Origin of the sequence: Cryobacterium sp. BB307, from assembly GCF_012274275.1 — a bacterium.
Classification (GTDB): domain Bacteria; phylum Actinomycetota; class Actinomycetes; order Actinomycetales; family Microbacteriaceae; genus Terrimesophilobacter.
The window spans coordinates 101,536-127,810 of sequence record NZ_JAANZA010000002.1 but is presented as its reverse complement, the minus strand read 5'-3'; the positions used below and the strand labels follow the sequence as shown (position 1 = coordinate 127,810).

29 protein-coding genes and 1 tRNA gene are annotated in these 26,275 nt (G+C 66.2%); 8 read left to right on the top strand and 22 right to left on the bottom strand.

Features of this window, described 5'->3' with window-relative positions; all coding sequences use genetic code 11:
* Positions 1-24: 24 nt before the first annotated feature.
* Together HGK58_RS07895 and HGK58_RS07890 are read right to left on the bottom strand one after the other, a co-directional pair.
* A complete protein-coding gene (locus HGK58_RS07895; protein WP_168627048.1) occupies positions 25-639 on the bottom strand; it encodes a GyrI-like domain-containing protein in 615 nt (204 codons plus the stop codon).
* Between the two features lie 39 nt (positions 640-678).
* Positions 679-1,050, bottom strand: a complete 372-nt coding sequence (locus HGK58_RS07890; RefSeq protein ID WP_168627047.1) for a VOC family protein — start codon at positions 1,048-1,050, stop codon at positions 679-681.
* A gap of 71 nt (positions 1,051-1,121) precedes the next feature.
* On the opposite strand from HGK58_RS07890, the gene HGK58_RS07885 reads away from it, so the two are divergent.
* Entirely contained in the window at positions 1,122-1,598 is a 477-nt protein-coding gene (locus HGK58_RS07885) for an SRPBCC domain-containing protein (protein WP_168627046.1), read from the top strand.
* Between the two features lie 7 nt (positions 1,599-1,605).
* Here the strand turns inward: HGK58_RS07885 and HGK58_RS07880 are convergent, their stop codons facing one another.
* Complete coding sequence (locus HGK58_RS07880; RefSeq protein WP_168627045.1) at positions 1,606-1,770, bottom strand: hypothetical protein; 165 nt, start codon at positions 1,768-1,770, stop codon at positions 1,606-1,608.
* Positions 1,767-2,450 (bottom strand): RraA family protein, encoded by a 684-nt coding sequence (locus tag HGK58_RS07875; RefSeq protein WP_168627044.1) that lies wholly within the window; start codon positions 2,448-2,450, stop codon positions 1,767-1,769. Before HGK58_RS07875 ends, HGK58_RS07880 begins: the two co-directional genes overlap by 4 nt.
* Positions 2,451-2,533: 83 nt before the next feature.
* Between HGK58_RS07875 and HGK58_RS07870 the strand changes: the two genes are divergently transcribed.
* Positions 2,534-4,705, top strand: coding sequence for an elongation factor G-like protein EF-G2 (locus tag HGK58_RS07870; protein ID WP_168627043.1), 2,172 nt, complete (start codon positions 2,534-2,536; stop codon positions 4,703-4,705).
* A 3-nt stretch (positions 4,706-4,708) separates the two neighbouring features.
* On the opposite strand, the gene HGK58_RS07865 is transcribed toward HGK58_RS07870, so the two are convergent.
* Both HGK58_RS07865 and HGK58_RS07860 read right to left on the bottom strand, forming a co-directional pair.
* A complete protein-coding gene (locus HGK58_RS07865) occupies positions 4,709-5,155 on the bottom strand; it encodes a PQ-loop repeat-containing protein (protein ID WP_168627042.1) in 447 nt (148 codons plus the stop codon).
* Between the two features lie 143 nt (positions 5,156-5,298).
* Positions 5,299-6,222, bottom strand: coding sequence for a trypsin-like peptidase domain-containing protein (locus HGK58_RS07860; RefSeq protein ID WP_168627041.1), 924 nt, complete (start codon positions 6,220-6,222; stop codon positions 5,299-5,301).
* A 137-nt stretch (positions 6,223-6,359) separates the two neighbouring features.
* Between HGK58_RS07860 and HGK58_RS07855 the strand changes: the two genes are divergently transcribed.
* Positions 6,360-7,013 carry a hypothetical protein gene (locus HGK58_RS07855; protein ID WP_168627040.1) on the top strand — a complete coding sequence of 218 codons (654 nt, stop codon included), beginning with the start codon at positions 6,360-6,362 and terminating at the stop codon, positions 7,011-7,013.
* A complete protein-coding gene (locus HGK58_RS07850; RefSeq protein ID WP_168627039.1) occupies positions 7,010-7,792 on the top strand; it encodes a PspA/IM30 family protein in 783 nt (260 codons plus the stop codon). Before HGK58_RS07855 ends, HGK58_RS07850 begins: the two co-directional genes overlap by 4 nt.
* 3 nt (positions 7,793-7,795) lie before the next feature.
* Here the strand turns inward: HGK58_RS07850 and HGK58_RS07845 are convergent, their stop codons facing one another.
* Positions 7,796-9,043, bottom strand: coding sequence for a hypothetical protein (locus HGK58_RS07845; protein WP_349236171.1), 1,248 nt, complete (start codon positions 9,041-9,043; stop codon positions 7,796-7,798).
* A gap of 235 nt (positions 9,044-9,278) precedes the next feature.
* Here HGK58_RS07845 and HGK58_RS07840 point away from each other — a divergent pair, with 235 nt between their 5' ends.
* Positions 9,279-10,676 (top strand): ATP-binding protein, encoded by a 1,398-nt coding sequence (locus tag HGK58_RS07840; protein WP_210422798.1) that lies wholly within the window; start codon positions 9,279-9,281, stop codon positions 10,674-10,676.
* 46 nt (positions 10,677-10,722) lie between these two features.
* Positions 10,723-11,673, top strand: a complete 951-nt coding sequence (locus HGK58_RS07835) for an NAD(P)-dependent alcohol dehydrogenase (protein WP_168627037.1) — start codon at positions 10,723-10,725, stop codon at positions 11,671-11,673.
* Between the two features lie 66 nt (positions 11,674-11,739).
* Here the strand turns inward: HGK58_RS07835 and HGK58_RS07830 are convergent, their stop codons facing one another.
* The 4 genes from HGK58_RS07830 to HGK58_RS07815 form a co-directional block, all read right to left on the bottom strand.
* Positions 11,740-12,513 (bottom strand): hypothetical protein, encoded by a 774-nt coding sequence (locus HGK58_RS07830; protein WP_168627716.1) that lies wholly within the window; start codon positions 12,511-12,513, stop codon positions 11,740-11,742.
* A gap of 312 nt (positions 12,514-12,825) precedes the next feature.
* Positions 12,826-13,941 carry a DUF222 domain-containing protein gene (locus HGK58_RS07825; protein WP_168627036.1) on the bottom strand — a complete coding sequence of 372 codons (1,116 nt, stop codon included), beginning with the start codon at positions 13,939-13,941 and terminating at the stop codon, positions 12,826-12,828.
* 83 nt (positions 13,942-14,024) lie between these two features.
* Positions 14,025-15,068 carry an NAD(P)-dependent alcohol dehydrogenase gene (locus tag HGK58_RS07820; RefSeq protein ID WP_168627035.1) on the bottom strand — a complete coding sequence of 348 codons (1,044 nt, stop codon included), beginning with the start codon at positions 15,066-15,068 and terminating at the stop codon, positions 14,025-14,027.
* Positions 15,069-15,202: 134 nt separating this feature from the next.
* Positions 15,203-15,679: a RimK/LysX family protein gene (locus HGK58_RS07815; RefSeq protein ID WP_168627034.1), complete on the bottom strand. Its 477-nt coding sequence runs from the start codon at positions 15,677-15,679 to the stop codon at positions 15,203-15,205.
* A gap of 26 nt (positions 15,680-15,705) precedes the next feature.
* Here HGK58_RS07815 and HGK58_RS07810 point away from each other — a divergent pair, with 26 nt between their 5' ends.
* Positions 15,706-16,893 (top strand): RimK family alpha-L-glutamate ligase, encoded by a 1,188-nt coding sequence (locus tag HGK58_RS07810; RefSeq protein ID WP_168627033.1) that lies wholly within the window; start codon positions 15,706-15,708, stop codon positions 16,891-16,893.
* A 127-nt stretch (positions 16,894-17,020) separates the two neighbouring features.
* Here the strand turns inward: HGK58_RS07810 and HGK58_RS07805 are convergent.
* The 8 genes from HGK58_RS07805 to HGK58_RS07770 all read right to left on the bottom strand — a co-directional run bounded on the left by HGK58_RS07805 (position 17,021) and on the right by HGK58_RS07770 (position 22,692).
* A tRNA-Ala gene (locus tag HGK58_RS07805) sits at positions 17,021-17,096 on the bottom strand.
* Positions 17,097-17,163: 67 nt separating this feature from the next.
* Complete coding sequence (locus tag HGK58_RS07800; RefSeq protein WP_168627032.1) at positions 17,164-17,745, bottom strand: hypothetical protein; 582 nt, start codon at positions 17,743-17,745, stop codon at positions 17,164-17,166.
* A gap of 178 nt (positions 17,746-17,923) precedes the next feature.
* The gene (locus tag HGK58_RS07795; RefSeq protein WP_168627031.1) at positions 17,924-18,778 is read right to left on the bottom strand and encodes a hypothetical protein; all 855 of its coding nucleotides are present in this window, start codon (positions 18,776-18,778) and stop codon (positions 17,924-17,926) included.
* On the bottom strand, positions 18,745-19,098 hold the full coding sequence (rsfS, locus tag HGK58_RS07790) for a ribosome silencing factor (protein WP_168627030.1): 354 nt from the start codon (positions 19,096-19,098) through the stop codon (positions 18,745-18,747). The genes HGK58_RS07795 and rsfS overlap by 34 nt, the downstream gene beginning before the upstream one ends.
* A 35-nt stretch (positions 19,099-19,133) precedes the next feature.
* On the bottom strand, positions 19,134-20,555 hold the full coding sequence (locus HGK58_RS07785) for a hypothetical protein (RefSeq protein ID WP_168627029.1): 1,422 nt from the start codon (positions 20,553-20,555) through the stop codon (positions 19,134-19,136).
* Entirely contained in the window at positions 20,552-21,154 is a 603-nt protein-coding gene (nadD, locus tag HGK58_RS07780) for a nicotinate-nucleotide adenylyltransferase (RefSeq protein ID WP_168627714.1), read from the bottom strand. The genes HGK58_RS07785 and nadD overlap by 4 nt, the downstream gene beginning before the upstream one ends.
* Before the next feature lie 14 nt (positions 21,155-21,168).
* The gene (locus tag HGK58_RS07775; protein WP_227411923.1) at positions 21,169-21,390 is read right to left on the bottom strand and encodes a hypothetical protein; all 222 of its coding nucleotides are present in this window, start codon (positions 21,388-21,390) and stop codon (positions 21,169-21,171) included.
* Positions 21,391-21,426: 36 nt separating this feature from the next.
* On the bottom strand, positions 21,427-22,692 hold the full coding sequence (locus tag HGK58_RS07770; RefSeq protein WP_168627028.1) for a glutamate-5-semialdehyde dehydrogenase: 1,266 nt from the start codon (positions 22,690-22,692) through the stop codon (positions 21,427-21,429).
* A gap of 42 nt (positions 22,693-22,734) precedes the next feature.
* Here HGK58_RS07770 and HGK58_RS07765 point away from each other — a divergent pair, with 42 nt between their 5' ends.
* Positions 22,735-23,571, top strand: coding sequence for an alpha/beta hydrolase (locus tag HGK58_RS07765; RefSeq protein WP_210422797.1), 837 nt, complete (start codon positions 22,735-22,737; stop codon positions 23,569-23,571).
* Positions 23,572-23,586: 15 nt separating this feature from the next.
* Here HGK58_RS07765 and proB read toward each other — a convergent pair whose 3' ends face one another.
* The 3 genes from proB to rpmA form a co-directional block, all read right to left on the bottom strand.
* Positions 23,587-24,390: a glutamate 5-kinase gene (proB, locus tag HGK58_RS07760; RefSeq protein ID WP_168627027.1), complete on the bottom strand. Its 804-nt coding sequence runs from the start codon at positions 24,388-24,390 to the stop codon at positions 23,587-23,589.
* On the bottom strand, positions 24,383-25,933 hold the full coding sequence (obgE, locus tag HGK58_RS07755; RefSeq protein ID WP_168627026.1) for a GTPase ObgE: 1,551 nt from the start codon (positions 25,931-25,933) through the stop codon (positions 24,383-24,385). Before obgE ends, proB begins: the two co-directional genes overlap by 8 nt.
* 71 nt (positions 25,934-26,004) lie before the next feature.
* Positions 26,005-26,265 carry a 50S ribosomal protein L27 gene (gene rpmA / locus HGK58_RS07750; protein ID WP_168627025.1) on the bottom strand — a complete coding sequence of 87 codons (261 nt, stop codon included), beginning with the start codon at positions 26,263-26,265 and terminating at the stop codon, positions 26,005-26,007.
* Positions 26,266-26,275 lie beyond the last annotated feature (10 nt).

Below are 26,275 nucleotides of genomic sequence, written 5' to 3'. Positions count from 1 at the left end.
CTGGTATCCGGTCGGTCAGCCCGCCTATGCGGGTCTGACCGGCTGTCTCAGCACCGTCCTGAGCTTGGCCGGTGCGGTGCGCCGCGCATCGTTGAGATAGATCTCGTGGTGGTCGCCGTTGAAGGTCAGCCCGTGCGCGGGCAGGTACTCGTGATGGAGCCTGTGCAGCGTCGGCGCCTCGTCGTCGTAGGGTCCGACGTGCAGGATCTGCACCGACGTACCCTCTGTCAGCGACAGCAGTCGGAGTCGATCGAGTGCGGACAGCGGCTTCTTGGCGCGTGCCTTGGCGACGGCGGATGCGACGGCGTCGTCCGTGATCCAGTCGGGTTGGTTGATCAGCAGCGTCCAGTCCCAGGCGTCCTTGTCGCCCGAGGCGAAGACCGCTGGATCGTCGGCTCGCCATAGCGCTTCAAGGGGAGCGACCGCGAAATCCCGGCCGGCCGCCTTGCTGGCGAACTTCACCGTGTACGCGACGCCGTACAGGGCCTCAATCGCCTCCGCGTACAGCGCTGATGTGTTGGGATTGCCATGACCGTCGAACGCGAGGTAGCGCATCGCCGGAACGTCCACGATCGCAAAGTCCTTCGACGAGGGTGCGTACAGCGCCTTATGCGCCGCCTTGACGTCGTACTTGTCCACCTGGCGATTCTCCCGCCGCGTGCCGTGTGGCCCGCCGACTCAGCGGTGCTGGTCGAACAAGATCGGGTTGCCATCCGGATCGACGACGATGAACGAGCCTGGGCCCTCGGACTGCTCATCCGCTTCCGTCGCGATCGTGATCCCGGATTCCTTCAGTCGCCGCTGCAGTTCGCGCACGTCGGTGAACGGGTCGACTTCCTTGGCGTCGGCATTCCAGCCCGGATTGAAGGTCAGCATGTTGCGTTCGAACATGCCCTGGAACAGTCCGACGATGGCGTCGCCGCTCTTCATGATGAGCCAGTTCTGGGCGATGTCGCCGCCGAACTGTTCGAAACCGAGCTTCTCGTAGAACTCCCGTGATGCGTTGATGTCCTTGACTGTGAGGCTGATCGAGAATGCACCGAGCTGCATGTCGGGTCTCCTTCCTGATTGTCTCCACTCTGTCACGGTCGACCGGCGCTGCTTCCGTGCAGAATTGCCCCATGACTGCGGACACTCCCCTGGAAGAACTCTCCTTCACCGTCTCCGGGCGCATCGCGTTCCCCTGCACCGAGGTCTACGAGGCGGTCGCGGACCCCGAACAGCTGTCGAAGTACTTCACGACCGGCGGCGCTCGCGGTCGGCTCGAGCCAGGCGGCGACGTGACCTGGGACTTCCACGACTTCCCCGGCGCCTTCCCGGTCACCGTCGTCGAAGCGCATCCGCCGCGACGGATCGTCGTGCGCTGGGACGGCAACTCGACAAGCAGCCCCGACGGGACGACGACCACAACCTTCGAATTCGAACCGATCGATGACGACACGCGAACTCTGGTGACGATCACCGAGTCTGCGTGGACTGCCACGAGGGAAGGAGCGAAGAGCGCATTCGGCAACTGCGAGGGCTGGACCGGAATGCTCATCGCGATGAAGGCGTGGCTCGAGCACGGAATCAACCTGCGCGAGGGCCTTTACAAGTAGCCTCTTGTCACTTGAGCTCGAGCGAGCTGACCAGCACCGCCATGATCTCGATGGCGCCTGGAGCTTCCGTGGCGGCCATGATCTCGTCCATGAGCTCTGGCGTGCGCTCCCCCGGGTTCCGGATGATGTCCTGCATCCCCCGTTCCATCCGCTTGCGGCTCTCGCGAATCACGTCTCGATCGAGTTGCCCCGTTCGACCAGGTGCCGACGAAGGGTGTAGGCCGGGTCGACCGCTTGACGAGCCCGATAGCCGGCGTAATCCAGCTGCTGGCGGAGGCTCAGCCCTCCCCGCATCTTGTCCGCCTGCGCAGTCTCGTTGCGCTGAATCTGCCGGGCGGTCTCGAACAGCGCGTCCCGGTGCTGTGCCTCGAAGAACAGCACCCCGTCGTCATCACCGACGACAAAGTACGCGGGTGTCACCGTCACTGAATCAAGCACGGCGACCGGCATCGCGCTCCCGCCGGGTGGCACACGGCGCGGACCGAACGGGAGGGCACCGAGGCTGTGCAACGGCAGCCCGATTTCGATCAACTGCCTGGTGTCTCTGTGCAGTCCCCAGATCACGGCACCGCTCAGCCCGGCCATAAGCGCCTCTAGAACGACCAGGTCGCCGACGCACGCCTCATCCATTCGCCCGCCGTTGTCGACCACCAGCACGTCGCCCGGGGATGCCGCGTCGATCGTCTCAAGGATGACGTCAACGCTTCCGAGGTGTGTGACTGGTCGGGCCGGGCCGGCGAAAGCGGCGCCGGGGACGGCCGGACGCAGCGCGACCGGCCCTGGCCGCACGTCGATACCGAGCCGAAGTGCCGCGTCGGCGATCGCCGCGGTTGCTGGAATCACTTCTGACATTCGTCCTCCCCTTGCCGTTCAGCCGTTCTGGGTGTCAAATCTAGTCAGACGTGCAGACAGCGCAGGCGACCTAGGGAGTTCCTATGTCCGCGAAAGGCACTAACGGCACCGCCAAGAACACCGGCCGGAGCGGTGCGGAGGTTTCGCGCGGCACTGCATCACCGGTGGTGTCGGCCAGTAGGCCAGACAACATCCGCAACATCGCCCTGGTGGGTCGATCCGGCGCAGGCAAGACACTGCTGGCCGAATCGTTGCTCGCGGCCACCGGGGTCATCTCCCGCATGGGCTCGATAGTCGACGGCACAACGGTTAGCGACTCCGACCCGTCCGAGATTCACCAGCAGCGCTCTGTCGCCCTGTCGGTGTTGCCGTTCGCGGTCGATGAGATCAAGGTGAACCTGCTCGACACCCCGGGATATGCGGACTTCATCGGCGACCTTCGTGCCGGCTTGCGGGCGGCGGATGCTGCGCTGTTCGTGGTGTCGGCTGTCGACGGCGTGGACGCGGCGACCACCGCGCTGTGGGCCGAGTGCGAGCACGTCGGGATGCCGCGAGCCGTCGTCATCAGCAGAATCGACCATCCCCGCGCCAACTACGAGGCGGTGCTCATGGGGTGTCAGGAAGCCTTCGGAGGCGGGGTGCTGCCGCTCTACCTTCCCGTGCGCGCCGACGGCGTGATCATCGGCTTGCAGGGGCTGCTGTCCGGCAGTGTGTCGGACTACCGCCCGGAAGGGGGACCCCCCACGACCCGGCCGGCGGATGCGAGCGAACTCGCGGCAGCTGATGCCGCCCGCGGGACGCTCATCGAGGGGATCATCGCCGAGAGCGAGGACGAGACGCTGATGGACCGCTACCTCGGCGGGGAGGACGTCGGCCTCGACATCTTGATCAGCGATCTGGAGACCGCCGTGGCGCGCGGTTCCTTCTACCCGGTGTTGCCGACCTCCGCCCAAACCGGTGTCGGCATCGATGAACTGCTTGAGGTGATGACGCGCGCGTTCCCCTCGCCGCTCGAGCGCGAGGTGCCGCCCGTGACGGATCTCGATGGCAATCCGGTGGGGCCACTCACCTGTGATCCGGCCGGTCCGTTGGTCGGTGAGGTGGTGAGCACGGCGATCGACTCATTCCTGGGGAGGGTCTGCCTGCTGCGCGTTTTCTCCGGCACGGTGCGAGAGAACTCGACAGTGCACATCGGCGGACACGGTTTGGAGGATCGCGGCCATCAGGATCACGACAGCGACGAGCGGGTCACGCACCTGCAGGCTCCGTTCGGTTCCAGCCTGCGTGCCGTCTCATTCGCCGTGGCGGGTGACATCTGCGCGCTCACCAAGGTGGCTACGGCCGAGACCGGCGACACCGTGTCCGACCGGGAGTCGCCGCTGCGTATCGCGGCGTGGGAGATGCCCGAGCCGCTCATGCCGGTTGCAGTCCAGGGGGCATCGCACGGCGACGAGGACGCTTTGGCGCGCAGCCTCGGCAAGGTCGCGGCGGTCGACCCGACGCTGCGGGTCGAACGCAACCCGGAGACCCACCAGCTGATCCTGTGGTGCATGGGCGAAACCCACGCCGAGGTGGTGCTGGACCGGTTGCGCGCCCAGGGGGTGAAGCTGCAAACCGTGGACGTCATCACGCCGCTGCGCGAGACGTTCGCCACGCCCGCGGCAGCCCGCGGACGCTACGTCAAGCAGTCCGGCGGCCACGGCCAGTTCGCGATCTGCGACATCGAGGTGGAGCCGCTCGAGCGCGGAGCGGGCTTCGAGTTCGTGGACAAGGTGGTTGGCGGCGTAGTACCCGGTCAGTTCATCAGTTCGGTCGAGAAGGGCGTCAGGGAGCAGATGCAGAAAGGGGTGTCCGCCGGGTTCCCGGTGGTCGACATCCGGGTGAAGCTCGTCGGAGGCAAGGCGCACAGCGTGGACTCCTCGGATGCCGCGTTCCAGGCGGCCGGCGCGCTCGCACTGCGAGAGGCGGCATCCGGTGCCCGCATTCAACTGCTTGAGCCGGTGTCAGTTGTCACGATCAGCGTGCCGGACAGCTACTTGGGTGCTGTGATGAACGACCTGTCATCGCGTCGCGGCCGCATGACCGGCACGGACTCGGCCGGCGGCGACCGCAGCGAGGTGAGCGCGGAGATCCCGGATGCCGAGTTGCTGCGCTACGCGATCGAGCTGCGCGCCCTCACTGCGGGCACCGGCAGCTTCCGGCGTCGTTATCTGCGGCACGAGCCTGCTCCGTCCGGTGCCGCTGTGCACGCCTGAGCGCTAAGCGAGCACCGGGATTGTTCCGGTCGTGGGCGAAACGCCGGGCGCCGATATCTCGCTTGCCGGCACCGCGTCATCCGTCGACAGGATAGGAATCGACGCTGTTGTCTCGTCGACGGTAACCGGATCGCTGGTCGAGAGGATGGGCACCGACCGCACGAACGGCAGGCGTCGCGCGCGGCGCACGATGATGATGGTCGCCAGCGCGAGGGGGATGATCACCGCGCTCGGTGCGGCCACCCAGAGCGATCCGCTCAACACGCCGAACAACCCCCACAGGACGTAGCCGATCATCATCAGCCACTGGCTGGTTTGGGAGATCCCGGCGAGGCGGGTGACGTCGTTTCGACTCTTCCACGTCGTGCGTGCTTGCGGGATCCACATGCAGACGGAGAACGCGGTGGCGGTGAATCCGAGGAGGTCCAGAAGCGAGATGTCGATGCCCATGCGGCGGCGTACTTACTTTCTTGCGGTCCGATTCGGCACCCGAAACGAACGGTAATTGCGAGGGCATCGACTGATGACACGGTCATCATAAGCGCACAATCCGCCGCGAGAAAAATCGTCAGCGTGCTGGCGGCGGCGCTTCGTCAGGTCTCCTGGAGCTCCCGCGGACGGGTGATGACATCCACGAGAGCGCCGTTTCGCCACACCGTGATCTCGATTGGGCGATCGATGGCGTCCTCCACCATCAGGCGCTGAACGGCCGTTGCGGTGACGACTCGCTGATGGTCCAGGTGCACGATGATGTCGCCGCGGTAGAGGCCGGCTTCTTCGGCCGGGCTGCCCGTGACCACCTGGGCAACCTCTAACCCGGTGGGCGAGCCTACCTTCGCCGCGAGGTCCGGTGCGAGCGGGACTTGCATGCTGGCGATGCCCAGCCACGCCCGGCGCACGCGACCGCGGGTCATCAGCGTTGTGATGATCTCGCGCGTGGTCGCGTTGATGGGCACCGCGAGCCCAAGCCCCATTCCGGCCGCGGCGGTGTTGACGCCGACCATGCGACCGGCGCTGTCAGCCAGAGCGCCGCCGCTGTTTCCAGGGTTGAGCGCGGCATCCGTCTGGATGACCTCATCGATCACCCGGCCGGATGGCGTTGGGAGGGATCGTCCGAGCCCGGATACGATCCCCGCGGTCACGCTGCCGGCCATGCCGAGGGGGTTGCCCACGGCGACCACCAGCTGACCGACCCGGAGTTCTGCGGCGTCACCGAGCACCACTGGCCGCGGCACAGGTCCCTTCGCGCGCAGCACGGCCAGGTCGGACAACGTATCTCGGCCGAACACGTCGGCGGCTACCTCGGTGCCGTCGGCGAAGGCGGCCACGACTGCACGCGCCCCGGTGACAACGTGAGCGCTGGTGAGCAGGAACCCATCCGCGCCGACCACTGACGCACTGCCGGCTCCGCGTCCGAGTGCGGTCTCCACCTGCACGCTGGCTACACTCGGCAGCAGACTTTCGGCGACGCGCATCACCACCTGCGAGTAGGCGTCCAGCGGGTCTTCGCTGCTCATGCTGTAGTAACGAGCGCCAGTGCCGATTTATGCCGCTCGCTGAGCAATTGCCGAATGCCTTAGCGTCCGGCTTCGGCGAAAGTTTTCTAGGCGCAATTGCAACCGTCCCGCGTACTCTTTGCTCCACAGTCAGGGATTTGCGCACCGATGAATCCCAAGACGGAAGGCTCGTGGTTAGCGTGGACGTACTGGGATGGGTGTTGGCAACCCTTGCGATGATCGCCCTCACATCGATCGTCATGGTAGTCGTGATCGTGCGGACGCTGTACAAGCGGATTCGCAACAGTCGGACCCTCGGCGGTGCGGCACTGCGCACTCGTGCGCGCTTCAGTTGGGGCGACCAACAGAAGGTTCTGATGCTGCGCGTGCGCCTGCGGGACACTCTCGACAGCGGCCAGGCGGCGGTCGACTTCGCGGCGCATAACGACGGCCCACACGGAGAAGTCCCGCGCCTCTTTCGCCGCATCCGAATCGCCGCTGAAGCGCTGGAGAGGCAATTGCGGTTGATGGAAAGCGAGCAGGATGGCGCGGTTCTGGCCGAGTGGCTGCCTGACGCTTCGCGGCAGGTTGATGAGCTCGCCGGGTCAGTGCGGCGGCTGCGCTCAGCCGTCACAACAGGTCTCGGAGAACTCACCGACGACACGCTGACCGCGCTGCGTTCCGACGTCGATCGGGAAGTAATCGCGTTGCGCGCTGGGGTGCAAGAGTTGCACGCGCTCAATCGGAACGACGTCGTATCCGAGCCTGACCGCCAGCCATCGATGGAGCGCCTGATTAGGAGAGCATCATGAGCGTTGCGGCCCGGTTGCGAACCATCTTCCGCAGCAAGACCACCCGCGTGCTGGACAGCATGGAGGACCCACGAGAGACCCTCGATGACAGCTATGAGCAGCAGGTGAGGATGCTGTACGAGGTTCGGCAGGGGGTAGCCGAGGTTGCGACGGCGAAGAAGCGCGTCGAACTTCAAGGGCAGGAGATGGGGGCCCGCTATCAGCGCTTGACCGATCAGGCTGGCGAGGCGTTGAGCCAAGGACGGGAAGACCTGGCCCGCGTTGCCTTGGAGCGTCGCGCGCTTCTCGAGAACCAGGTCAGCATGCTGCGTGATCAGCACACCTCGCTGCAGAAACAGCAGGCTCAACTGCAGGAGAACGAGCGCAGACTCGCCGATCGAATCGACGCGTTCCGGACCGAGAAGGAAGCCATCAAGGCCAGCTACACGGCCTCTGCCGCGCGAGTGAAGGCGAACGAGGCCGCCACCGGCATGAGCTCACAGATGACCGAGGTGGGCGTCAGTCTCGACCGGGCCAAGGATCGGATCGCCCAGATGCAGGCCCGAGCAGACGCAACCGATGAGCTGCTTTCCAGCGGTGCCTTCCGTGACCTCACAGCGCCGCCGGACGAGGACCTGGAACGGCAGCTCGCTGCAGTGACGGCGAAGGCAGAGGTCGACCGGCAGCTGCAGCAGCTCAGGGATGGCACCTCACAGGGCCGTAAGTCCCAGGCTGGCAAGGATCCCAACGCGTGGCTGAGCATCGCCGCCCCGCCCGCGCCGACCGACCCGGCGCCGTGAGATTCAGGGCTCTGTCGTCACGTTCAGGGCTCGCTCCGCCGGGACGGTGACGACAGGTCGTTGCACGAGCTCCAGGATCCATAGAGCGATGACCGCGAGCACCAGCGTCCAGATGATCAACCCCGGTGTGAGCGGTCGCACGAACAACACCACTATGGCGGCAACCGCACCGATAAGCACACGCAAGAGCACCCGCTGTTGGTAGAACCACTCACCCGTCCGCCCCGTGGTCACCCCGTGCCGCTCAGCGGATCCGCGCAGGCGGCCAGCTCCTTCACGGGCGAGAGCCCTGAGTCGCCGAGGAACCTCGAACGGTCCGGCCATCCACGCCACGACGGCGACGACGAGCGCGAGCACCAGCACTGCAACAGCCGTGGCGCGCATGTCAGTCGCAACGGTCTCGTAGAGCAGGCTCGCGACGTCCACGGGAAGATCGGTCTGGCTGACGGCGGAGGTGAACGCGACATTGCCGACTGCGAACGCCGAAAGCGTCAGGATCATCGCCAGAGCGAGAGCCACGGCCGCCCAGATCAGCGCGATCACTCGGCGCCGCGCGACGAGCACTCCCGCCGCGAGCAGAATGATGGCAATCCAAGGAAGCCAAGTCCCAAGAGTGACGGTCAGTCCGTACACGACTTGCACCGTCGGCAATGCATCAGACTGGGCGACCTCGATCGTGCGGTCGACCGCCGGGATCCGGCTCGCGATATCGATGCCCTGCCTGAGCAGTGCAGCCTTGACTTCTTCGATGATGGGCCCGAGTTGAATGCCGACCGCGCCCTCCCGACTGATCGTGAGTGCGGCATCCGGATCGTTCTGCATCGCCGCGACCAGCTGCGTGTGACTGACGCGCAGCGCTGCTGCCCAGACATTTGCGAAGGCGTCGGATGCGACGAACCGTGTCACGCCATTCCGGATGAGATTCTCGATACCCGAGGCAGCTGGCCCCTTGAGCAGGTTGAGCGCGTCGGTGGCAGCTGGTCCGGTGCCCAGAGCGATGATGCCGTCGATCACTTGCGTGGTGAGCTCCTCAACATCCACCCGCTCGTTGATGACGGCGATGATCTCGTCGGTGATGTACGCCTGAACCTCGGGGTCGTTGGCCAGCGGTGCGTAAGCGGCCACGAACTGCCCGGTGTCGGTCAGTTCGGTTTTCGACCATGAGGCGATGACGGCCACCGGCGCGAGAATCGCGCCAATCGTGATCAGCACCGCGGCGAGCAGCGTCCACGCCCAGCTGCGTCTGGCCACGCCGGACTGCCCCGGGACGGTGCTCCCGGCTGGGTCCCGGAGTCGGGAGTTTTCAGCTTCGAGCTCATCAATCCGTCTTTGCATCTCAGCGCTTCCAGGATCGGTCACGAGTCATCACCTCACACGGCACGAAACTAACCGTGGGGTGTTGCGACTGCCTCACCCTTGGGGGATGACTCGGTGCCGCAAGGGCGACGCTACCCTTTGCGAGAAATGTGCCCCAAGGATGGCGATGATGAAGCCTGAGACTCCGGGCGGCGGTTCCACTGCGGCGTCGCTGGACGGTCGACATTTCCAGTTCGAGGGTGGTCGTGGGGCGACCTTCGACCCGGGCGGTTTCGTCACCCTGCGCAGCCACGAAGGCTCCGCCCAGCTCGGTCAGGTCCACGATGTCATCCTCGGCAAGCGCGGGACCATACACGGAACGGGCACCATCCTCGGCGTCATCATGGAGGGCCGCGTAGACGATTCCCGACCGGTCACCTTCGCAACGGCGCAGATGGAGAAGGCGGATGCTGCCACATTCGAGCTCTTGTACGGAGACACAGGGCAGTTGTTGCACATCGGTTCACACCTCGGTTCTGAAGGCACTCCTGCGCACCTCCTCCCCCGGCGGTTCAATCGACACACGTTCTGGTGCGGTCAGAGCGGGTCGGGTAAGACCTATGCGCTCGGCGTTGTGCTCGAACAGCTGCTCGTGTGCACCCGCCTCCCGATCGTGGTACTCGACCCGAACGCTGATTTCGTGAAGCTCCGCGAACCCAGCGGGAGCGAAGACTCGGATGAGTCCCGCATTCTGTCCGAGCGGAACATCCGAATCCTTCGACCGTCGTCACCGAACACGGAACCGCTTCGCGTGCGGTACCTCGACCTTCCGGTGCGGGCGAAGGCGGCAATTCTGCGCCTCGATCCACTTGAGAATCGTGCGGAGTACAACGAACTCATGCACCTGGAAGAGACCCTCGGCACGATGGATACAGCGAAGATCGTGCCGAGACTCCGTGAACGCGGCACTGGGACCTCGGCAGCGCTCGCGGCACGCATCGAGAACCTCAGATTGACGGATTGGAGTGTCTGGGCGGGAAAGCTGGAACCAGTAACGGAGGTCATCAACGCTCGTCCGGATGCGACCGTTCTCGACCTGGGTGGCTTTGAGTTCCCGGATGAATCACTGGTCGTTGCGATGGCCGTGCTCGAGGACCTGTGGGCGCGGCGAGAAGAACGCCGTCCGATCCTGATCGTGATCGATGAGGCCCACAACTTGTGCTCGCCGGACGAGACCAGCCCACTGCATGTCGCCGTGCGGGAGCGGATCATCCAGATTGCGGCGGAAGGGCGCAAATTCGGCTTGTGGCTCCTGCTTTCTACGCAGCGTCCGTCACGCATCCACTCGAGCATCATCTCCCAATGCGACAACCTGGCGCTGATGAAGATGACCTCCCCCATCGACCTCGACGAGCTTGCGCGCATCTTCGGCTTCGTGCCTCTCGCGATGCTTGCCCGCTCCCCACGATTCCGGCAGGGCGAGGCGCTGTTCGCCGGCAGTTTCGTACCCGCTCCCACCATGGTTACGATGGGGGCGCGCCTCACCCGTGAGGGTGGTGCCGATGTAGGGGTGCCGTTCCGGACGTAGTCGCCTCGCTAGGCTTTGTCGCATGCCCGCCGGTGGGAATGAGCGCATGAGAGCCGTCGTCTACGACCGATACGGACCGCCTGAAGTGCTGCGACTGGAGGAGTGTCCGGTGCCGTCGCCCGGCGAAAAGCAGGTGCTTGTGAAGGTGGCAGCCACCTCGATCAACCTGTCTGATTGGGAGATGCTGACGGGGAACCCCGGATACGCGCGCCTGAACGGATTGTTCGCGCCCGGGCGCAAGGTACTCGGCTCCGACATCGCGGGGCAGGTCACGGCCGTCGGCTCGGGTGTCACCAGTTGGCATGTCGGCGACGAGGTGTACGGCGACAATCTCGCCCTCATGGGCGGTTTCGCCGATTACGCTGTGGTGGCCGAGACCGCGCTCGCGCGCAAGCCGCCGGAGTTGAGCTTCGCCGAGGCTTCGACCATCCCCCAGGCGGGTGCGATCGCGACCCAAGGAACAGCCAGCGCCCGCGCCGGTCAGCGGGTGCTCATCAATGGGGCGGGAGGCGGGGCAGGCACGTTCGCGATCCAACTCGCCAAATTGGCCGGCGCCCATGTGACCGGGGTCGACAACGATCACAAGCTCGATTTCATGCGCGACCTCGGCGCCGATGATGTCATCGATTACCGTCGGGACGATTTCACCCGACGTGGGCCGTTCGACCTCGTGCTCGATCTCGTCGCAGATCGCTCGGTGTTCGCCTACCGGCGGGCATTGGCGCCTGGTGGTCGCTACCTGTGCGTCGGCGGTAATGTGCGAACTCTGCTGCGGGTGGTGACGCTCGGCGCCGCGCTGGGCGGTCTGACCGGTCGGCACCTGGGTCTGCTCGTGGCGCACGAGGGACCAAGACACTTCACGCCGGTTGCCGAGCGCTGCGTCGCCGGCGAGTTGGGCATCCGGATCGACCGGACGTTCTCGCTTGACCAGGTGCCGCAGGCGCTCGCCCACGTCGGTGCCGGACGTTCACTCGGCAAGGTGGTCATCACGCCGTAGGGCTCCCAGCGACCCCAAAGACGACGGATGCCCCGGTCCGAAGACCGGGGCATCCGCGCTAAGTAATCAGGCCTCGCTCATCGCGGTGGCCTCGGCCTTGCCCTTGGCGGCGTAGTAGGCGGCACGCGCCTCGAGGCGGCGGGTCTGCTCGGCCTGGCCGGCGTCGAGCAGCTCCTGCGGCACCTCTACGTTAGGCACCCGGTTGACGCCGTTGTGCTTCGCGATGTAAGCGTCCAGCTCCGGGCCGGACTCCCACGAGGTGATCAGGCAGTAGCGCGGCTCGGCGCCCGGGTGCGACGTGGCATGCCACAGCCGCTGAGTGTCGACGATCAGCTGGGCTCCCGCGGGCAGCGCGATCCGGTACTCGACGCTCGGGTCGGTGCGGTTGTCGCGCAGCACGAAGTAGCTGTCCTTGTCGTCGGTGAGGTTGAAGAACCCGCGGACGATCCAGCCGGTGCCGTCAGGGTTGAGACGGTTGTTGTCGTCCTGGTGCAGGTTGTAGAGGGCATCCGCGTAGCTGTTCGGCTGCAACTCGATCACGCGGCAGCGGCCGACGTTCGCGCCCGGTTCCTGCGCACGACGGGTCAGGTTGGGAGCCTTCTCAACCTGCGACGGGATCCAGACCCCGTCCTTGTCGGTGCGCGGCGGCTGGTGATTCCAGAAGCCGTTGACCTCGATCTCACCCTTGGCGCTCGCGAGCGGCGCGAAGCGGGTGTCACCGGATGACTTCCAGTCGACGTACTCGAGGTCGAGCCACTCCTTGGGGTCGAGCTCCTGGTTGTAGCGGTCGAGTACGACGTAGCCGGTCTCTTCGAGCGCGGCGGACTTGATATAACCCATGATGCGAATCATGCCTTTCGTTCTAGGGCCAGCACGTTTTAACAGGCCCAGGTAAGGCAAGCCTATCTTTCGTCCGATGAGCGTTCCCTCAGCGGCCGGACGCGCGTCGCGAAATTCACCAGCACTTCACCGATGAGCACGCCGATTCTTCACAGTCGGACTGTGCCGATCTTCATAGTCGGAGGATGATGGCTGGTTCGGTGGTGGCCGTGCCGCCCATCGGCCCGGTCCAGGTGACCCCACGTCCGGGTTTGGCTTTGGCCTTAATCTTGCCTGCGGTTTTTAGGGTGTGATGGCTGCGGCACAGCGCGATCAGGTTGTCGAGGTTGGTCTCACCGGTGAGCGCCCAGTCGTGGACGTGGTCGATGTCGCAATGCCCTGCCAGTGCGCCGCATCCGAACGCCCGGCAGGTCTCGTCCAGGGCGATGATCGCATCGCGCAGGTCTTTAGGCACCCGGTAGCGGTCGCGGCCGATGGAGAGCACCGCGCCGGTCTCCGGGTGGGTGAGGATGCGGATGAAGGAGGGCGCGTGGGCAGCGAGCCGGCGGGCGGTTTGGCGTCGATCGGGCCGTACCCGTTCAGGTTGCCCGGTTCCTCGCTCTTTCCGAGCAGGGTCAGCACCGGGACGGTGACGAACACCTTCGGCCGGATACTGCACTTGCCCGTGGTGGGCACCCCGTCGAGCATCAGGTCGCGGGCGAAGTCGGCGCCGATCTGCGCCACCGTGCGCGTCTCGCCCTCCTTGCCGTACAGCAGCTTGGCGTGGGCCGTGATCCGGTTCATCGCCCCCAGCGCGTCCTCCGCACTCAGGTGCAGGCTCAGCCAGGCCATCCCGTCCTCGACCGGCCACGACTCCACCCGCCTCTGCTCCCGGGCGGCGCGGTGCCGTTCGGCCAGCACCTCCGGGTGGAGCAACTGGCGCAGGGTGCGCACCTTCTGGCTGAACCGCGTCGGGGTCAGCTTCACCGCGTATGGGAGCGCCCTCTGCTCCAACGCCGCGCAGTCATCATCGGACAGGCCGATGCTGTGCTCGACCATCACCTGCGCATGCCGGTAGGAGAACTCACCTGCTGTTAGGCCCGCCAGCGTCGCCGGCAGCTTGGTCACTAGCTGGTCGGCCTCGGCCAACTGCCCCTCCGCGGCCCGCTCGGAGATCTTGAGCCGCATCGCCACCTCCAACCGCAGCGCCCGCGCCTCCAAGTTCTGCTTCCACGGCACCGACTTGCCGAACATCCCTTTCAGCTCGTTCAACTCGATCACGGCTTGCAGTTGCCTTACCCGTGCCGCCATGATCATCGCGATCATCCGATCCGCGGTCTCCACCCCACCGATCGCATCGTCCAACGCATCGAACACGAACCGCAACGGCTCAACTCGGGTCGCCGGATCCGGCGCCGGCGGCTGTTCCGGGTCGCTGATTTGTTCCATACTTCACTGCACCACGACCCGCAGACATTCCCACCGCACCGTCCACAGTCATCGCGACCGGAAACGGAACGTGGGGCAAATTCTCAGGAATGCGGCACGACGACGCCACGACCGGAGATCTCCCCAGCCTGCAGCTTGTGGTACGCGTCCAGGGCGTCGTCCATGCTGAACCGCTCCACCGCCGGCTTCAGTTGGCCGGCGCGGTACATCGCGACGACCTCCCAGAGGTCTTGGATGGTGCCCCAATAGGTATTGGTGAGTTCCGCCTCGTACGGGGTCGAGAAGAAGTCCCAGGTGTACTTGCCGCCGGCGATCCCCACGATAGTGACCCGCCCGCCCTGTGCGACGGAAGCCATCGCAGTCCCTACTGTCGGGGCAATGCCGACGAAGTCCAGCGCCACGTCGACGCCACGACCACCGGTGAGGTCACGGATCTGGGCCACCTGGTCCGGCCCACCACCCACCGTCTTCGCGCCGGACTGCGCGGCGCGTGCCATCGCGTCCTCCTTCATGTCGGTAGCGATCACCTCCGCGCCCGTCATCGCCTTGAGCATCTGGACGGCCAGCTGGCCTAGTCCGCCGAGGCCGATCACGAGCGCAGTCGCACCGCCCTTGGCCAGCTTGTCGAGCGAGTTCTTGATCGCGTGGTACGGCGTCAGCCCCGCATCCGACAGCGGCGCGGCGTTCACCGGGTCAGCGTCGCCCAACGGCACGAGGTTGCGGGCGGGCACGACAACGTACTCGGCCATGCCGCCGTCGCGTCCGAGACCGATGCCCAGCGAGCCGACTTCGGCGACGTTCTCGCAGTACGTGTCCTGACCGCGGGAGCAGGCTTGGCAGCGCTGGCAGCCGTAGGGACCGTACACGAGGTAGGCATCGCCCTTGGTGAAGCCGCTCACTCCGGAACCGAGCTCTTCGACCCATCCGGAGTTCTCGTGACCCAGCGTGAAGGCAGGAGGCTGCGCGCCCGGCATCCCCTCCTCGAAGGTGTCGTAAATCGCGACGTCCGAATGGCATGCCCCTGCACCGGCGACCTTCAGCAGCACCTCACCGGCACCCGGAACGGGACTCTCCACATCCTTCAGGGCGGGAAACGTCTTGTAGTCCTCGAACACCACAGCGCGCATGGGCTGCTCCTCTCGACAGTGAGATGCACCGGATGCGCCGGCAGCACCACCCAGAGGCTACGCTCGGCCCCTGCCGCCGATGCCGGGTTATGAGGGAACACTCGGCTACCCGGTGTGCGGCGCGTGACAGCGGTTCAACGCCCCCGGTTGGTGAGGCGGACCCGCCGCGGCGCCCGGCCACCCACGAACGACCGTGCCGGGTCGACGATGAACGACTGCCGCAGCGCCTCCCGGCCCACGAGCATCCGGAACCCCATCGAGTCGCGGTTGCTCAGGGTGACCTCCGCGCTGACGGTGCGCCCGAGGATGGCCACGTCCATAAGCACGACGATGCGCTCCTCCTCGTGGCCGGATGAGCTGCGCACCATGCGCCGGTCGTGGATCGGGCATTCGACGGCGATCGCGTCATCGGCCGAGTTCTGCCACGGGTGCACCCAGAAGCGGACGCGCTGCGCCCCACCCTCGCCCAGCTCCTCGACATCGAACGCGTGCAGGCTCGACGTGCGCGCGCCGGTGTCGAGCTTCGCTTTGATCCACGGCACGCCGATGCCGGGAAGGCTCACCCACTCGCGCCATCCGGCGATGGTGCTTGAATGGGACGGTTGCGTCATTTCACTATCTTCTCAGGGGTCACCGTTTGAAACTCGCCATCCTTTCGCGCGCCCCGCACTCGTACTCGACGCAGCGCCTGCGCGCTGCCGCGGTGCAGCGCGGGCACAACGTGAAAGTGCTGAACACACTTCGTTTCGCGATCGACCTGTCCGGGCCGGAGCCCGACTTGCATTTCCGCGGCCGCCCGTTGTCGATCTACGACGCGATCCTGCCCCGTATCGGCAACTCGATCACCTATTTCGGCACCGCGGTGGTGCGCCAGTTCGAACAAATGGATGTTTACACACCGAACACCGCCAACGGCATCACCAATGCGCGGGACAAACTCCGGGCCACCCAGATCCTGTCCCGGCACAACATCGGGATGCCGGCGACCGCGTTCGTGCGCAACCGGGCGGATGTGCGGCCCGCGATCGAGCGCGTCGGCGGAGCTCCCGTGGTGATCAAGCTGCTCGAGGGCACGCAGGGCATCGGCGTGATCCTCGCGCCGGAAGCCAAGGTGGCTGAGGCGATCATCGAGACGCTGCACTCCACCAACCAGAACGTGCTCATCCAGCGTTTCATCGCGGAGAGCCGCGGACGCGACATCCGGGCCCTCGTGGTCGGCGATCGCGTTGTCGCGGCGATGCGGCGCAGTGCCATCGGCGACGAGTTCCGCTCCAACGTGCACCGCGGTGGTTCGGTTGAGCCGGTCGACCTGACACCGGAGTATGCTCGCGCCGCGGTGCGCTCGGCGCAGATCATGGGGCTGAAGATCGCGGGTGTCGACATGCTCGAGGGCCATGACGGACCGCTCGTGATGGAGGTCAACTCCTCCCCAGGCCTGCAGGGAATCGAGGCAGCCACCAAGCTCGATGTCGCCGGCGCGATCATCGACTACATCTCGAACGAGGTCGCGTTCCCCGACATCGACGTACGCCAGCGGCTGGCGGTCTCCACCGGGTACGGAGTTGCCGAATTGGTCGTCAACGCCGGAGCAGATCTGGTCGGCACGTCGCTCGGCGAATCCGGGCTGACTGAGCGCGACATCACTGTGCTGACGCTGCACCGCGGCGCGACCGTCATCCCGAACCCACGTCGTGGCCAGCTGCTGCAGGCCGGCGACCGGTTGCTGTGCTTCGGCAAGTTCGAGGAGATGCGGTCGATGATCCCGAACCGCCGCCGCCGAAGCAAGGTGCGCAAGCTGCCGAAGGAACCCATCACCGAGAGCTGAGTCGCCGCTTAATTGGTCGATGACGCGATTTGTTATCGATGCGTCTTCTGTAGAAAGCACGCATCGATAACAAACGGCAGCAGCGATAGAAGCCAGCCATTGCGCTCACGCGCATAAGGTGAAAATTTGGTGGATCTGAGGGGACTCGAACCCCTGACCCCCTGCATGCCATGCAGGTGCGCTACCAGCTGCGCCACAGACCCGTGCTTCGTTCCGGATGAGCGGAACGACTACCTAGATTACTACACGTCGCGCCCGTGCGTTGACCGCTCAGACGTAACCCATGTTCTCGGTGGCGTTGCGAGCGAGCACGAGCAACGGGTCGACGCTCGTGCCGTTGGCCGTGAGATGCAGCTCGTAGCCTTCAACCAGCACGCCCGCCGTGATCATCGGTCCAAGAACCGTCTCCTCGCTGAGCACCCAGGTCTCGTCGAGGAAGTCGGGTCCTTCTGCGTAACCCTCGGACTCCCACGCTGCCACCTGCTCCGCGTCGGTGGCGGTGGCCCGTGTTGCAACCCCGAGAGTCACGCCCGCATCCGAATTCGGGATGCCCCACTGACAAGCGAGACCGCCCCGTCCCTGGAACTCGACAGCGGTCGGATGCGCGGGATCGATGTCGATTGCGACGTAATCGGCGCCGTACTGCTGCTGCACCACGTCAAGGTCGACGAGCTCATCGCATGATTCCGGTAGCTCCAACTCCCGAACGGTGGGAGATGGCACGCTCGTCGGCTCCTCAGCCTCTGTCGGACTCGGGGTGGTGGTAGTTGCACCCGGTTCGGTCACTCCGGTACATCCGGTCAAGATCATTCCGGCGACCGCCATCGTCACCCAGGCTGTACCGATCCGCATGCCAACCGCCTCCGCCACCGTCACTCATAGCGTACGACTCGGGTGATCGTTGGAATGTTGCAATCGTCTAACGCGGAAGCCAGGCTCCGCATGCCCCTGATGGCCGACCGGAGCTCCTGCAACTGGTGGTGTGGCAGGAACCGCTGTGTGAGCGGACCGAGGTCGTTCGCGCTGTCGCTCACCGCGACCGTTTCCACTGTGATCCCGTACTCGAGCCGAGAACCTCGACCGCGACCGCCGCCTGGTACGGCACGTACACCGGGGTCGTCACGACGAGCACGTTGCGGATGCTCGAAGGTATGCGCTCGGCCCAGAACCGGAATGTGTCGCCGGTGTGCGCCCGCCTGCGCTCCGGTTCGGATGATGGTGCCGCGACCGCGCGCACGTCCATCCCGTCGAGCTTCCAGCGCACATCACGCCAGCTCGCGAAGGGGCTGTCGTCCGAGTACTCGCTCACCTCGCCGTGCGGGAACGGGCCGAAGGATTTCTCCAACCCCGCCACCATCGCATCGAACTCGTCATCACCCTCGACGCCGAGTTCGCTCGCGAGATCCACCTCATCGCCCGCGAACGGCCGAAAGGCGCCCAGGAACGTGCCTTCGTCAAAGCTGACACCCGCATCCACCAGCTCGCGAACATGCCGCGGCTTCACGATGCCCGCTCGCACCATCCCGCCCGTCATGATCACCGCGTCATAGTTATCCAGCGACGGCGGTGGCGTGCCATCGAGTCCGAGCGGACCAACAGCGTCGGCGATCGCCTCCAACTGCGCAGGAGTCAGGTCGGGCACGGTGGCCAGGTTGCGCTCACGCCCGGCACGAAAGTCCCAGTGCGCGGCAGCGAACCGTTCCAGGAAGTCCAGCAGCGGCTCCCCCGCCGCCACTGTCCCGCCGAACGCCTCGAGCAGTCCGCTGTCCGTGACGCGCTGCGCCCAGGCGTCGACGTCAGCGCGGACCTGCTCCGCCGCATCCGGAGCCGCGCGCCACCACCGGGTGAGCGTCAGAGGGTCGGAAGCGTCGGGCTGTCCTGCCACAGTCGCTCCAGTGAGTAATAGACGCGGTCTGACTCATGGAACACGTGCACGACGATGTCACCGAAGTCGAGGAGCACCCAGCGACCTTCGGCCTTGCCCTCGCGGCGCAGCGGCTTCGCGCCGTGCTCGATGAGCTTGTCCTCGACCTCATCGGCGATCGCCGAGACGTTCCGCTCGTTCCGACCGGTTGCGAGCAGGAAGATGTCGGTGAACGGAAGCCTGCCCGACACATCGAGCGCAACCAGATCCTCTGCCTGCTTGGAATCCGCCGCCTGAGCGGCGATGCGGAGAAGTTCGCGTGCGCGATCGGATGCTGTCACTGAGGCCTGACTGTTGAGAGATTGTCGATCACTGATCAGAAGATGTTCAAGACGACGCCGCCGACGAGCAGCACGACGACACCGCCAGCCATGACCGCACCGCTCACCGCGAGAGCCATCATCGGGAAGCGGCCGGTCTTGTGCCGCTTGCTGGCGATGAGACCGTGCGAGGACGTGTGCGAACTGCTCACGGCGCGGATGGCGCGCACCGGCGCAGAACTCGGCTGACCGTCTTCGAGGTCGTCGTCGAGGTCGATGTCCCGCGTCTCATGCGACGCGCTGATGCCCAAGGCGCTCAAGCTGCGCGGCAGGTCGATCGATCCGGTGACCAGCACCTCCCCGCTGCGACTGACCGCGCTGGTGATCGGGTCGGCAGGAAGGGACGGCAGCACGAGCGCGCTGGTCGTGATGGCGTCGCTGATCGACAGGTCGCGGATGTGCCCGGTCACGTGGTCATGCTCGGTGACGTTCACTGCCGGTGGCGGCGGAGTGTGGAACTCGGGTGCAACGACCACCTCGCGGTCGGTCGGCAATTCGCTGGCAGCCGGAGTTCCGGGGATGACCAGGTCGTCCGCACTCTGCGCCGAGTGTGAGTCACGGGTCGGCCGCAGCAGCGGCTCGATCAGCGGCTCCGGCAGGGCCGCTTCCGGTTCGATCACGGTGGGCTCGATGACCTCGGGGAACACCTGCGCTGCCGGCGCCTCCGGGAACACCGGAGGGCGGATCACCGCGGTGAACGATGGCGGCTCGCTGGCTTCCACGACGATCTCGGGCTCGGCTTCGGGCTCAGGATGCGCCTCGACGAGCGTCTCCGGATGCACCTCGACCGCGCTGTCCTGCTTGGCCGGGAAGACGTCCTCGATCGGCGGCAGAACGACCGGAAGCGGGATCGCCTGCGGCTCGCTCGGCTCGACGTTGTTCGGTTCGATGAGGGTCGGCGGGGTGGGGCTGGCGGCGTTGCGGATCGCACGCAGCTCGCGGCGGGTCAGTGTGTGCTCAACCGGGGGCTGCGCCGCAGCCTGCTCGGCGACGGTCCGCTCAACCGGGGATTCCGGCACCACCTCGGGGCTCTGGAACGCCTGCGGTCGTGCCGACGACTTCGCGTCTGGCTGCTGCGCCGAGGTCTGGTACTTGAGGTCTCCGCTGGCCACCTGCGGCGACCACGGAGCCGGCGCCTCGACCGGTGTTGCGGCGCGCGTCTGACGGGACTCCGGGCTGAAATCGCGCATCCGGTAGCCGGGGTTGTCCGGCTGATGCGGCGCGGTCGACACCGGACGGTTCCGGAACGAGGGCCCGTCGTAGCTCGGGATGTGCGGACGCGCCGAGGTGGTGTAGCTCAGGGGTTCCGGCTGCGCTGCCGGTTCCTGTTGGTTTTGGGCATCACTTTGAGCTCGAGCTCGCTCGCGTTCGCGAAGCGCTCGCCTGCTCAGGGGCGGCTCATCTTGCCAGGCTGTCACGTAAGACTCCGATACAAGCGGTACTTGGAGATGTACTGCACGACACCGTCGGGAACCAGGTACCACACCGGGAAACCCCGACTGACGCGGCTTCGACAGTCCGTCGAAGAAATGGCCAGCGCGGGAACTTCCAACAAGCTTACGTGCTCCTGCGGCAATCCGGAAATGGTGAGGTTGTGCCCAGGACGGGTCACAGCGACGAAGTGAGCGAGATCGAAAAGCTGCTCGGCGTTCTTCCATTCCAGGATCTGCGCCACCGCATCCGCACCCGAGATGAAGAACAACTCGGCGTCGGGGCGGGCCGACTGCAGCTCCCGCAGCGTGTCGATCGTGTAGGTGGGGCCGCCTCGATCGATGTCGACACGACTCACAGTGAAGCGCGGATTGGATGCCGTGGCGATCACGGTCATCAGGTAGCGATGCTCTCCGGCTGTGACGTCGCGCTTCTGGTACGGCTCGCCGGTGGGGACGAAGACGACCTCGTCAAGGTCGAATGACTGCGCGACTTCGCTCGCCGCGACAAGGTGTCCATGGTGGATGGGGTCGAAAGTGCCGCCCATCACTCCGATTCGGGCGCGTCCTTGCGCGGTTGCCGGCATGGTCACTGGCGAACCTACTGGTGCGCAGCCTCGTCATGCCGATGCGACTGAATGACGTGACGGTTCGAGACGTCGCGGAAGCTCCAGGTGATCAGGCCCATGAGTATGAATGCCGCGGCGGGAATGATCGCGAACCAAATGATGGGCATCCAGATGGGTGCCAGGTGCTCTTCGCTGGCGGCGACTACAGCAAGCAGTGACATTTCTTCTCCGTTCGGCGCTTCGGCAAGCACCATAGCCAATCTACCGTGTTCCGTCGATGGCGCCGGGTCTTACGCGCGCACCTGACCCGAGCCCCTGACGATCCATTTCGTGCTCGTCAGCTCCGGCAGCCCCATGGGGCCCCGGGCGTGCAGCTTCTGCGTGGAGATTCCGACCTCGGCGCCGAACCCGAACTCGCCGCCGTCCGTGAACCGGGTTGAAGCGTTCACCATGACGACCGCGGAGTCCACCTCGTTCAGGAACCGTTCCGCGTTCGCGAGGTCGTTGGTGACGATCGACTCCGTGTGACGCGTTGAATAGCGCCGGATGTGCTCGATCGCCTCATCGAGCGTGTCGACGATGCGCACCGACAGTTCGAGCGACAGGTACTCGGTGGACCAGTTCTCCTCGGTCGCGACGAGCGCGTCCGGGAAGTTCGCGACCACCTCCTGATCGGCGTGCACGGTGACCGAAGAATCGCGCATCGCCTGCATGAGGGCGGGTAACACGCGTTCGGATGCGGCGCGATGGATGAGCACCGTCTCGACGGCGTTGCACACGCTCGGCCGCTGCACCTTTGCGTTGCGGACGATGTCGACAGCCCACTGGGTGGGGGCGCTCTCGTCGACGAAGATGTGCACGATGCCGGCGCCGGTCTCGATGACAGGCACCGTCGACTCGGCGACGACGGTGTTGATGAGGTTTGCGCTTCCGCGCGGGATGAGCACGTCGACGAGGCCGCGGGCGCGCATGAGCTCCGCCGCTCCGTCGCGTCCGAACTCATCGATGGTCTGGGCTCCGAGAGGCGGGAGACCGGCTGCAGCGAGCGCATCCTGGATCAGCTCGACCAGCACCCGATTCGAGTTCTCCGCGGCAGACCCGCCCCGCAGGACCACCGCGTTGCCACTCTTGAGGGCGAGGCTTGCGATGTCGATGGTCACGTTTGGTCGGGCCTCGTAGATCGCGCCGACAACGCCGAACGGCACACGCACCTGGTTGACCCTGAGGCCGTTCGGCAGCGTCATGCCGCGCACGGACTGTCCGATCGGGTCGGTGAGGCCGATGATCTCGCGAACCGCCGCGGCGAGGGCGTCGATACGCTTGGCGTCCAGCCGCAGTCGGTCGAGCAGCGAGTCGCTGAGCCCGTTCCTGCTGCCGGCCCCCAGGTCGTGCGCGTTGGCCGCGACGATGCGCTCGGCATTCACTTCGAGAGCGACCGCGAGCGACTCGAGTGCGGAGTTTTTCTGCTGGGTGGTCGCTTGCGCAAGCCCGAGTGAAGCCTCCCGAGCGGCGAAAAGCTTGTCGGCTAGGGTGCTGGTCGTGGTGGTACCGTGCATGCTCGCGAGTTTACCGTCGCGCGGCAGCCGTCTGGGCGTTGCGTGCGGGTCTCCGACGTGGTCAGTGTCTACACGCATCCGGAGGCATTCATGACAGAGTTCGTCACATCGACGGATGGAACACGGCTCGCCTACGAACGCGAAGGCGACGGGCCGACCGTGGTGTTCATCGGTGCGGCGATGCAGTTCCGGGCGTTCGATCCGAGAACGGGCGAACTGGCCCACCGGATGGCCGCGCAGGGCTTCACCGCCGTGACCTACGACCGCCGCGGACGCGGTGAGAGCGGTGACGCCAGCACGTACCACGTCGACCGTGAGGTCGAGGATCTCGCCGCTCTCATCGAGGCGAACGGTGGCAGCGCCGCGCTGTTCGGCAGTTCGTCCGGCGCTGTGCTCGCGCTGTGGGCAGCTGCCGCCGGTTTGCCGGTCACGGCGCTCGCTCTGTGGGAGCCTCCGCTGGCGCTTGAGGGTGACGGGGGTGCCTATCAGCGCAGCCTGACCGAGCGGATTACCGCGGGCGACCGGGAGGGCGCCACCGCGGTGTTCATGCAGGACATGCCGCCCGAATGGCTGGAGGCGTCGCGCCGAAGCCCTGCGTGGCCAACCATGCTCACTCTGGCTCCGACACTGCCCTACGACGCAGCGATCCTCGCGAAGGCGGAAGCGGGCACGCCGTGGGCGACCCAATGGGCTGCCGTGACGCAACCGACCACCGTCATGACCGGCGCCGAAACGCTGCCGCTCTTCCCCGCTGCGGCTGACGCGCTTGAGCGGTCCCTTCCCAGCGCCGCCCACGTCACCGTTGCCGGAGCGAATCACGGTTGGGAGACGGATGCGATGGTCGAGGCGCTCGTCAGAGCCTTCGGACCCTCACGGTGACGACGAGCCGCTGACCTAAGCCTTCGCGTCGAACCAGGTGCCGACGTGGTCCCCCGCGAGCGCCTCGCGCACCTGAGTGGTCGACGCAAGCAGCACGGGGGTTCCGGCGGCTGCCGCGAGCTTCGCCGCGGACACCTTGGTACCGGCTCCACCGGTGCCAACGCCGGCTTCGCCGATTCCGCCGAATTCGACCTCGGCCAACTCGTCGTCGAATGCGACATGCTCGATCTTGCGCGCATCCGGATGCGACGGCGGCTTGGTGTACAGCGCGTCGACGTCCGACAGCAGCACAAGCAGGTCGGCGCGGACCAGAGTCGAGACGAGCGCCGCGAGCCGGTCGTTGTCGCCGAAGCGGATCTCGTGCGTTGCGACGGTGTCGTTCTCGTTGACGATCGGGAGGATACGCAGCCCGAGCAGGCGTTCCATGGCGCGCTGCGCGTTGCTGCGGTGTGACGGGTTCTCCAGGTCGCCCGCCGTGAGCAGCACCTGACCGGCGACGATCCGGTAGCGGCGGAGGCTCTCCTGGTAGCGGAAGATCAGAAGGTTCTGGCCGACTGCCGCGGCCGCCTGCTGCGTCGCGAGGTCGGTTGGCCGCGCGTCGAGCTGCAGGTACGGGATGCCTGTTGCGATGGCGCCTGACGACACGAGCACAACCTCAGCACCACGCCCGTGGGCTTCAGACAGCGCGTCGACAAGTTCGGTGATCTGTCCGGCGTTGGCGCCGCTGATCGACGACGAACCGACCTTCACGACCACACGCCTCGCCTGCGGGATCTGGGTACGGGACGATAGCGGCGGGAGCGTTATCGGCTCAGTCATCCTCGGTGTTCTGTTCCTTCGTATCGCCGGTGCGGTCGATCTCGAAATCGCCGTCTTCGGTCCACAGGCCGGCCTCGCGCTCGCGACGGAGTTCCTCGCGGGCCGCTGCCTTGGCGTCCATGCGGGCGAAGTAGTCCTCGCGCCGCTCGGCGCGGGTCGGACGTTCGCTTCCTCCGAAACGGGAGTCGGTGCCTCGCGGACTCGTGATCAGCTCGGCGGCAGACGTCAGCGTCGGCTCCCAGTCGAAGATGACGCCGTCGTCGGCGCCGATCACCACTGTAGCGCCGGCTGCAGCACCCGCTTGGAACAGGCGGTCATCGATGCCGATCTTGGACAGCCGGTCGGCGAGGAAGCCGATGGCCTCCTCGTTGCGGAAGTCGGTCTGGGCGACCCAGCGCTCGGGCTTCTCGCCCCGGATGCGGTAGATCGGCCCCTCGGAACTGCCCTCGACGGTGATGGTCATGCCGTTGTCGTCGACGGCCTTCGGCCTCATGACGATGCGCGGCTTCGGCGCAGGCGTTGCGGCGCGGTCGGCCTCGACGAGCTCAGCCAGTGCGTAGCTGAGCGGCTTCAAGCCGTCGCGGCTCACGGTGGAGATCTCGAACACGCGGTAGCCGCGTGCCTCGAGGTCGGGACGGACGAAGTCCGCGAGTTCGCGAGCCTCGGGCACGTCGATCTTGTTCAGTGCCACGAGCTGCGGGCGCTCCAGCAGCGGCGTCTGGCCGGCTGGCACCGGGTACGCGCCCAGCTCGGCGAGGATCGTGTCGAGGTCGCTCACCGGATCCCGGCCGGGTTCGAGGGTGGCGCAGTCGAGCACGTGCACAATCGCGGTGCACCGCTCGACGTGGCGCAGGAACTCGAGGCCGAGACCTCGACCCTCACTGGCGCCTTCGATGAGTCCAGGGACATCGGCGACCGTGTACCGGACCTCGCCCGCCTGGACTACGCCGAGGTTCGGGTGCAGCGTGGTGAACGGGTAATCGGCGATCTTCGGGCGTGCCGCCGAGAGGGAGGCGATGAGGCTGGACTTGCCGGCGGACGGGTAGCCGACCAGCGCGACATCAGCGACGACCTTGAGCTCCAGGATGACATCGCCCTGCCAGCCCGGCGTGCCGAGCAGCGCGAATCCGGGCGCCTTGCGCTTGGTGCTCGCGAGCGCCGCGTTGCCGAGACCACCCAGGCCGCCCGGGCCGGCGATGAACTCCATGCCGGGCTCGTTCAGGTCGACTAGCTCTGTGCCGTCCGGGTCCTTGACGACGGTGCCGACGGGCACCGGGAGCACGAGGTTCTCGCCGCGCGGGCCGTTGCGGTTGTCGCCCATACCCGGCATACCGTTGGGTGCGCTGCGGTGCGGCGAGTGGTGGTAGCCGAGCAGTGTGGTGACCTGCGGGTCGGCGATCAGCACGATGTCCCCGCCGTGCCCGCCGTTGCCGCCATCCGGACCGCCCAAGGGCTTGAACTTCTCACGACGCACTGAAACGCATCCGTGCCCGCCGTTGCCAGCACGCAGGTGCAGCGTCACCTCATCGACGAACGTCGCCATGGCTGCCTCCTGTCTCTCACGTTAAACACTGCGAGCGAGCCGAAGCTCGCTCGCAGGGAAAAGCTTTGCTGCTACTCGGCAGCCGCCGCCACGATGTTGACGACCTTGCGGCCGCCCTTCGTGCCGAACTCGACCGAGCCCGCCTCGAGGGCGAACAGCGTGTCATCGCCACCGCGGCCGACACCGGCGCCCGGGTGGAACTTGGTGCCGCGCTGGCGGACGAGGATCTCGCCCGCGCTGACGACCTGGCCGCCGAAGCGCTTCACGCCGAGGCGCTGCGCGTTGGAGTCGCGACCGTTACGGGTGGAGCTAGCTCCCTTTTTGTGTGCCATGAGTGCTTCA

Bases quoted from the DNA above. Each gene is read 5' to 3' on its own strand.
- HGK58_RS07890 (WP_168627047.1), bottom strand. From the start codon at position 1,050: ATGCAGCTCGGTGCATTCTCGATCAGCCTCACAGTCAAGGACATCAAC.
- HGK58_RS07885 (WP_168627046.1), top strand. From the start codon at position 1,122: ATGACTGCGGACACTCCCCTGGAAGAACTCTCCTTCACCGTCTCCGGG.
- HGK58_RS07875 (WP_168627044.1), bottom strand. From the start codon at position 2,450: ATGTCAGAAGTGATTCCAGCAACCGCGGCGATCGCCGACGCGGCACTT.
- HGK58_RS07870 (WP_168627043.1), top strand. From the start codon at position 2,534: ATGTCCGCGAAAGGCACTAACGGCACCGCCAAGAACACCGGCCGGAGC.
- HGK58_RS07865 (WP_168627042.1), bottom strand. From the start codon at position 5,155: ATGGGCATCGACATCTCGCTTCTGGACCTCCTCGGATTCACCGCCACC.
- HGK58_RS07860 (WP_168627041.1), bottom strand. From the start codon at position 6,222: ATGAGCAGCGAAGACCCGCTGGACGCCTACTCGCAGGTGGTGATGCGC.
- HGK58_RS07850 (WP_168627039.1), top strand. From the start codon at position 7,010: ATGAGCGTTGCGGCCCGGTTGCGAACCATCTTCCGCAGCAAGACCACC.
- HGK58_RS07840 (WP_210422798.1), top strand. From the start codon at position 9,279: ATGAAGCCTGAGACTCCGGGCGGCGGTTCCACTGCGGCGTCGCTGGAC.
- HGK58_RS07835 (WP_168627037.1), top strand. From the start codon at position 10,723: ATGAGAGCCGTCGTCTACGACCGATACGGACCGCCTGAAGTGCTGCGA.
- HGK58_RS07830 (WP_168627716.1), bottom strand. From the start codon at position 12,513: ATGGGTTATATCAAGTCCGCCGCGCTCGAAGAGACCGGCTACGTCGTA.
- HGK58_RS07825 (WP_168627036.1), bottom strand. From the start codon at position 13,941: ATGGAACAAATCAGCGACCCGGAACAGCCGCCGGCGCCGGATCCGGCG.
- HGK58_RS07820 (WP_168627035.1), bottom strand. From the start codon at position 15,068: ATGCGCGCTGTGGTGTTCGAGGACTACAAGACGTTTCCCGCCCTGAAG.
- HGK58_RS07815 (WP_168627034.1), bottom strand. From the start codon at position 15,679: ATGACGCAACCGTCCCATTCAAGCACCATCGCCGGATGGCGCGAGTGG.
- HGK58_RS07800 (WP_168627032.1), bottom strand. From the start codon at position 17,745: ATGCGGATCGGTACAGCCTGGGTGACGATGGCGGTCGCCGGAATGATC.
- nadD (WP_168627714.1), bottom strand. From the start codon at position 21,154: ATGCCGGCAACCGCGCAAGGACGCGCCCGAATCGGAGTGATGGGCGGC.
- HGK58_RS07775 (WP_227411923.1), bottom strand. From the start codon at position 21,390: ATGGTGCTTGCCGAAGCGCCGAACGGAGAAGAAATGTCACTGCTTGCT.
- HGK58_RS07770 (WP_168627028.1), bottom strand. From the start codon at position 22,692: ATGCACGGTACCACCACGACCAGCACCCTAGCCGACAAGCTTTTCGCC.
- proB (WP_168627027.1), bottom strand. From the start codon at position 24,390: ATGACTGAGCCGATAACGCTCCCGCCGCTATCGTCCCGTACCCAGATC.
- obgE (WP_168627026.1), bottom strand. From the start codon at position 25,933: ATGGCGACGTTCGTCGATGAGGTGACGCTGCACCTGCGTGCTGGCAAC.
- rpmA (WP_168627025.1), bottom strand. From the start codon at position 26,265: ATGGCACACAAAAAGGGAGCTAGCTCCACCCGTAACGGTCGCGACTCC.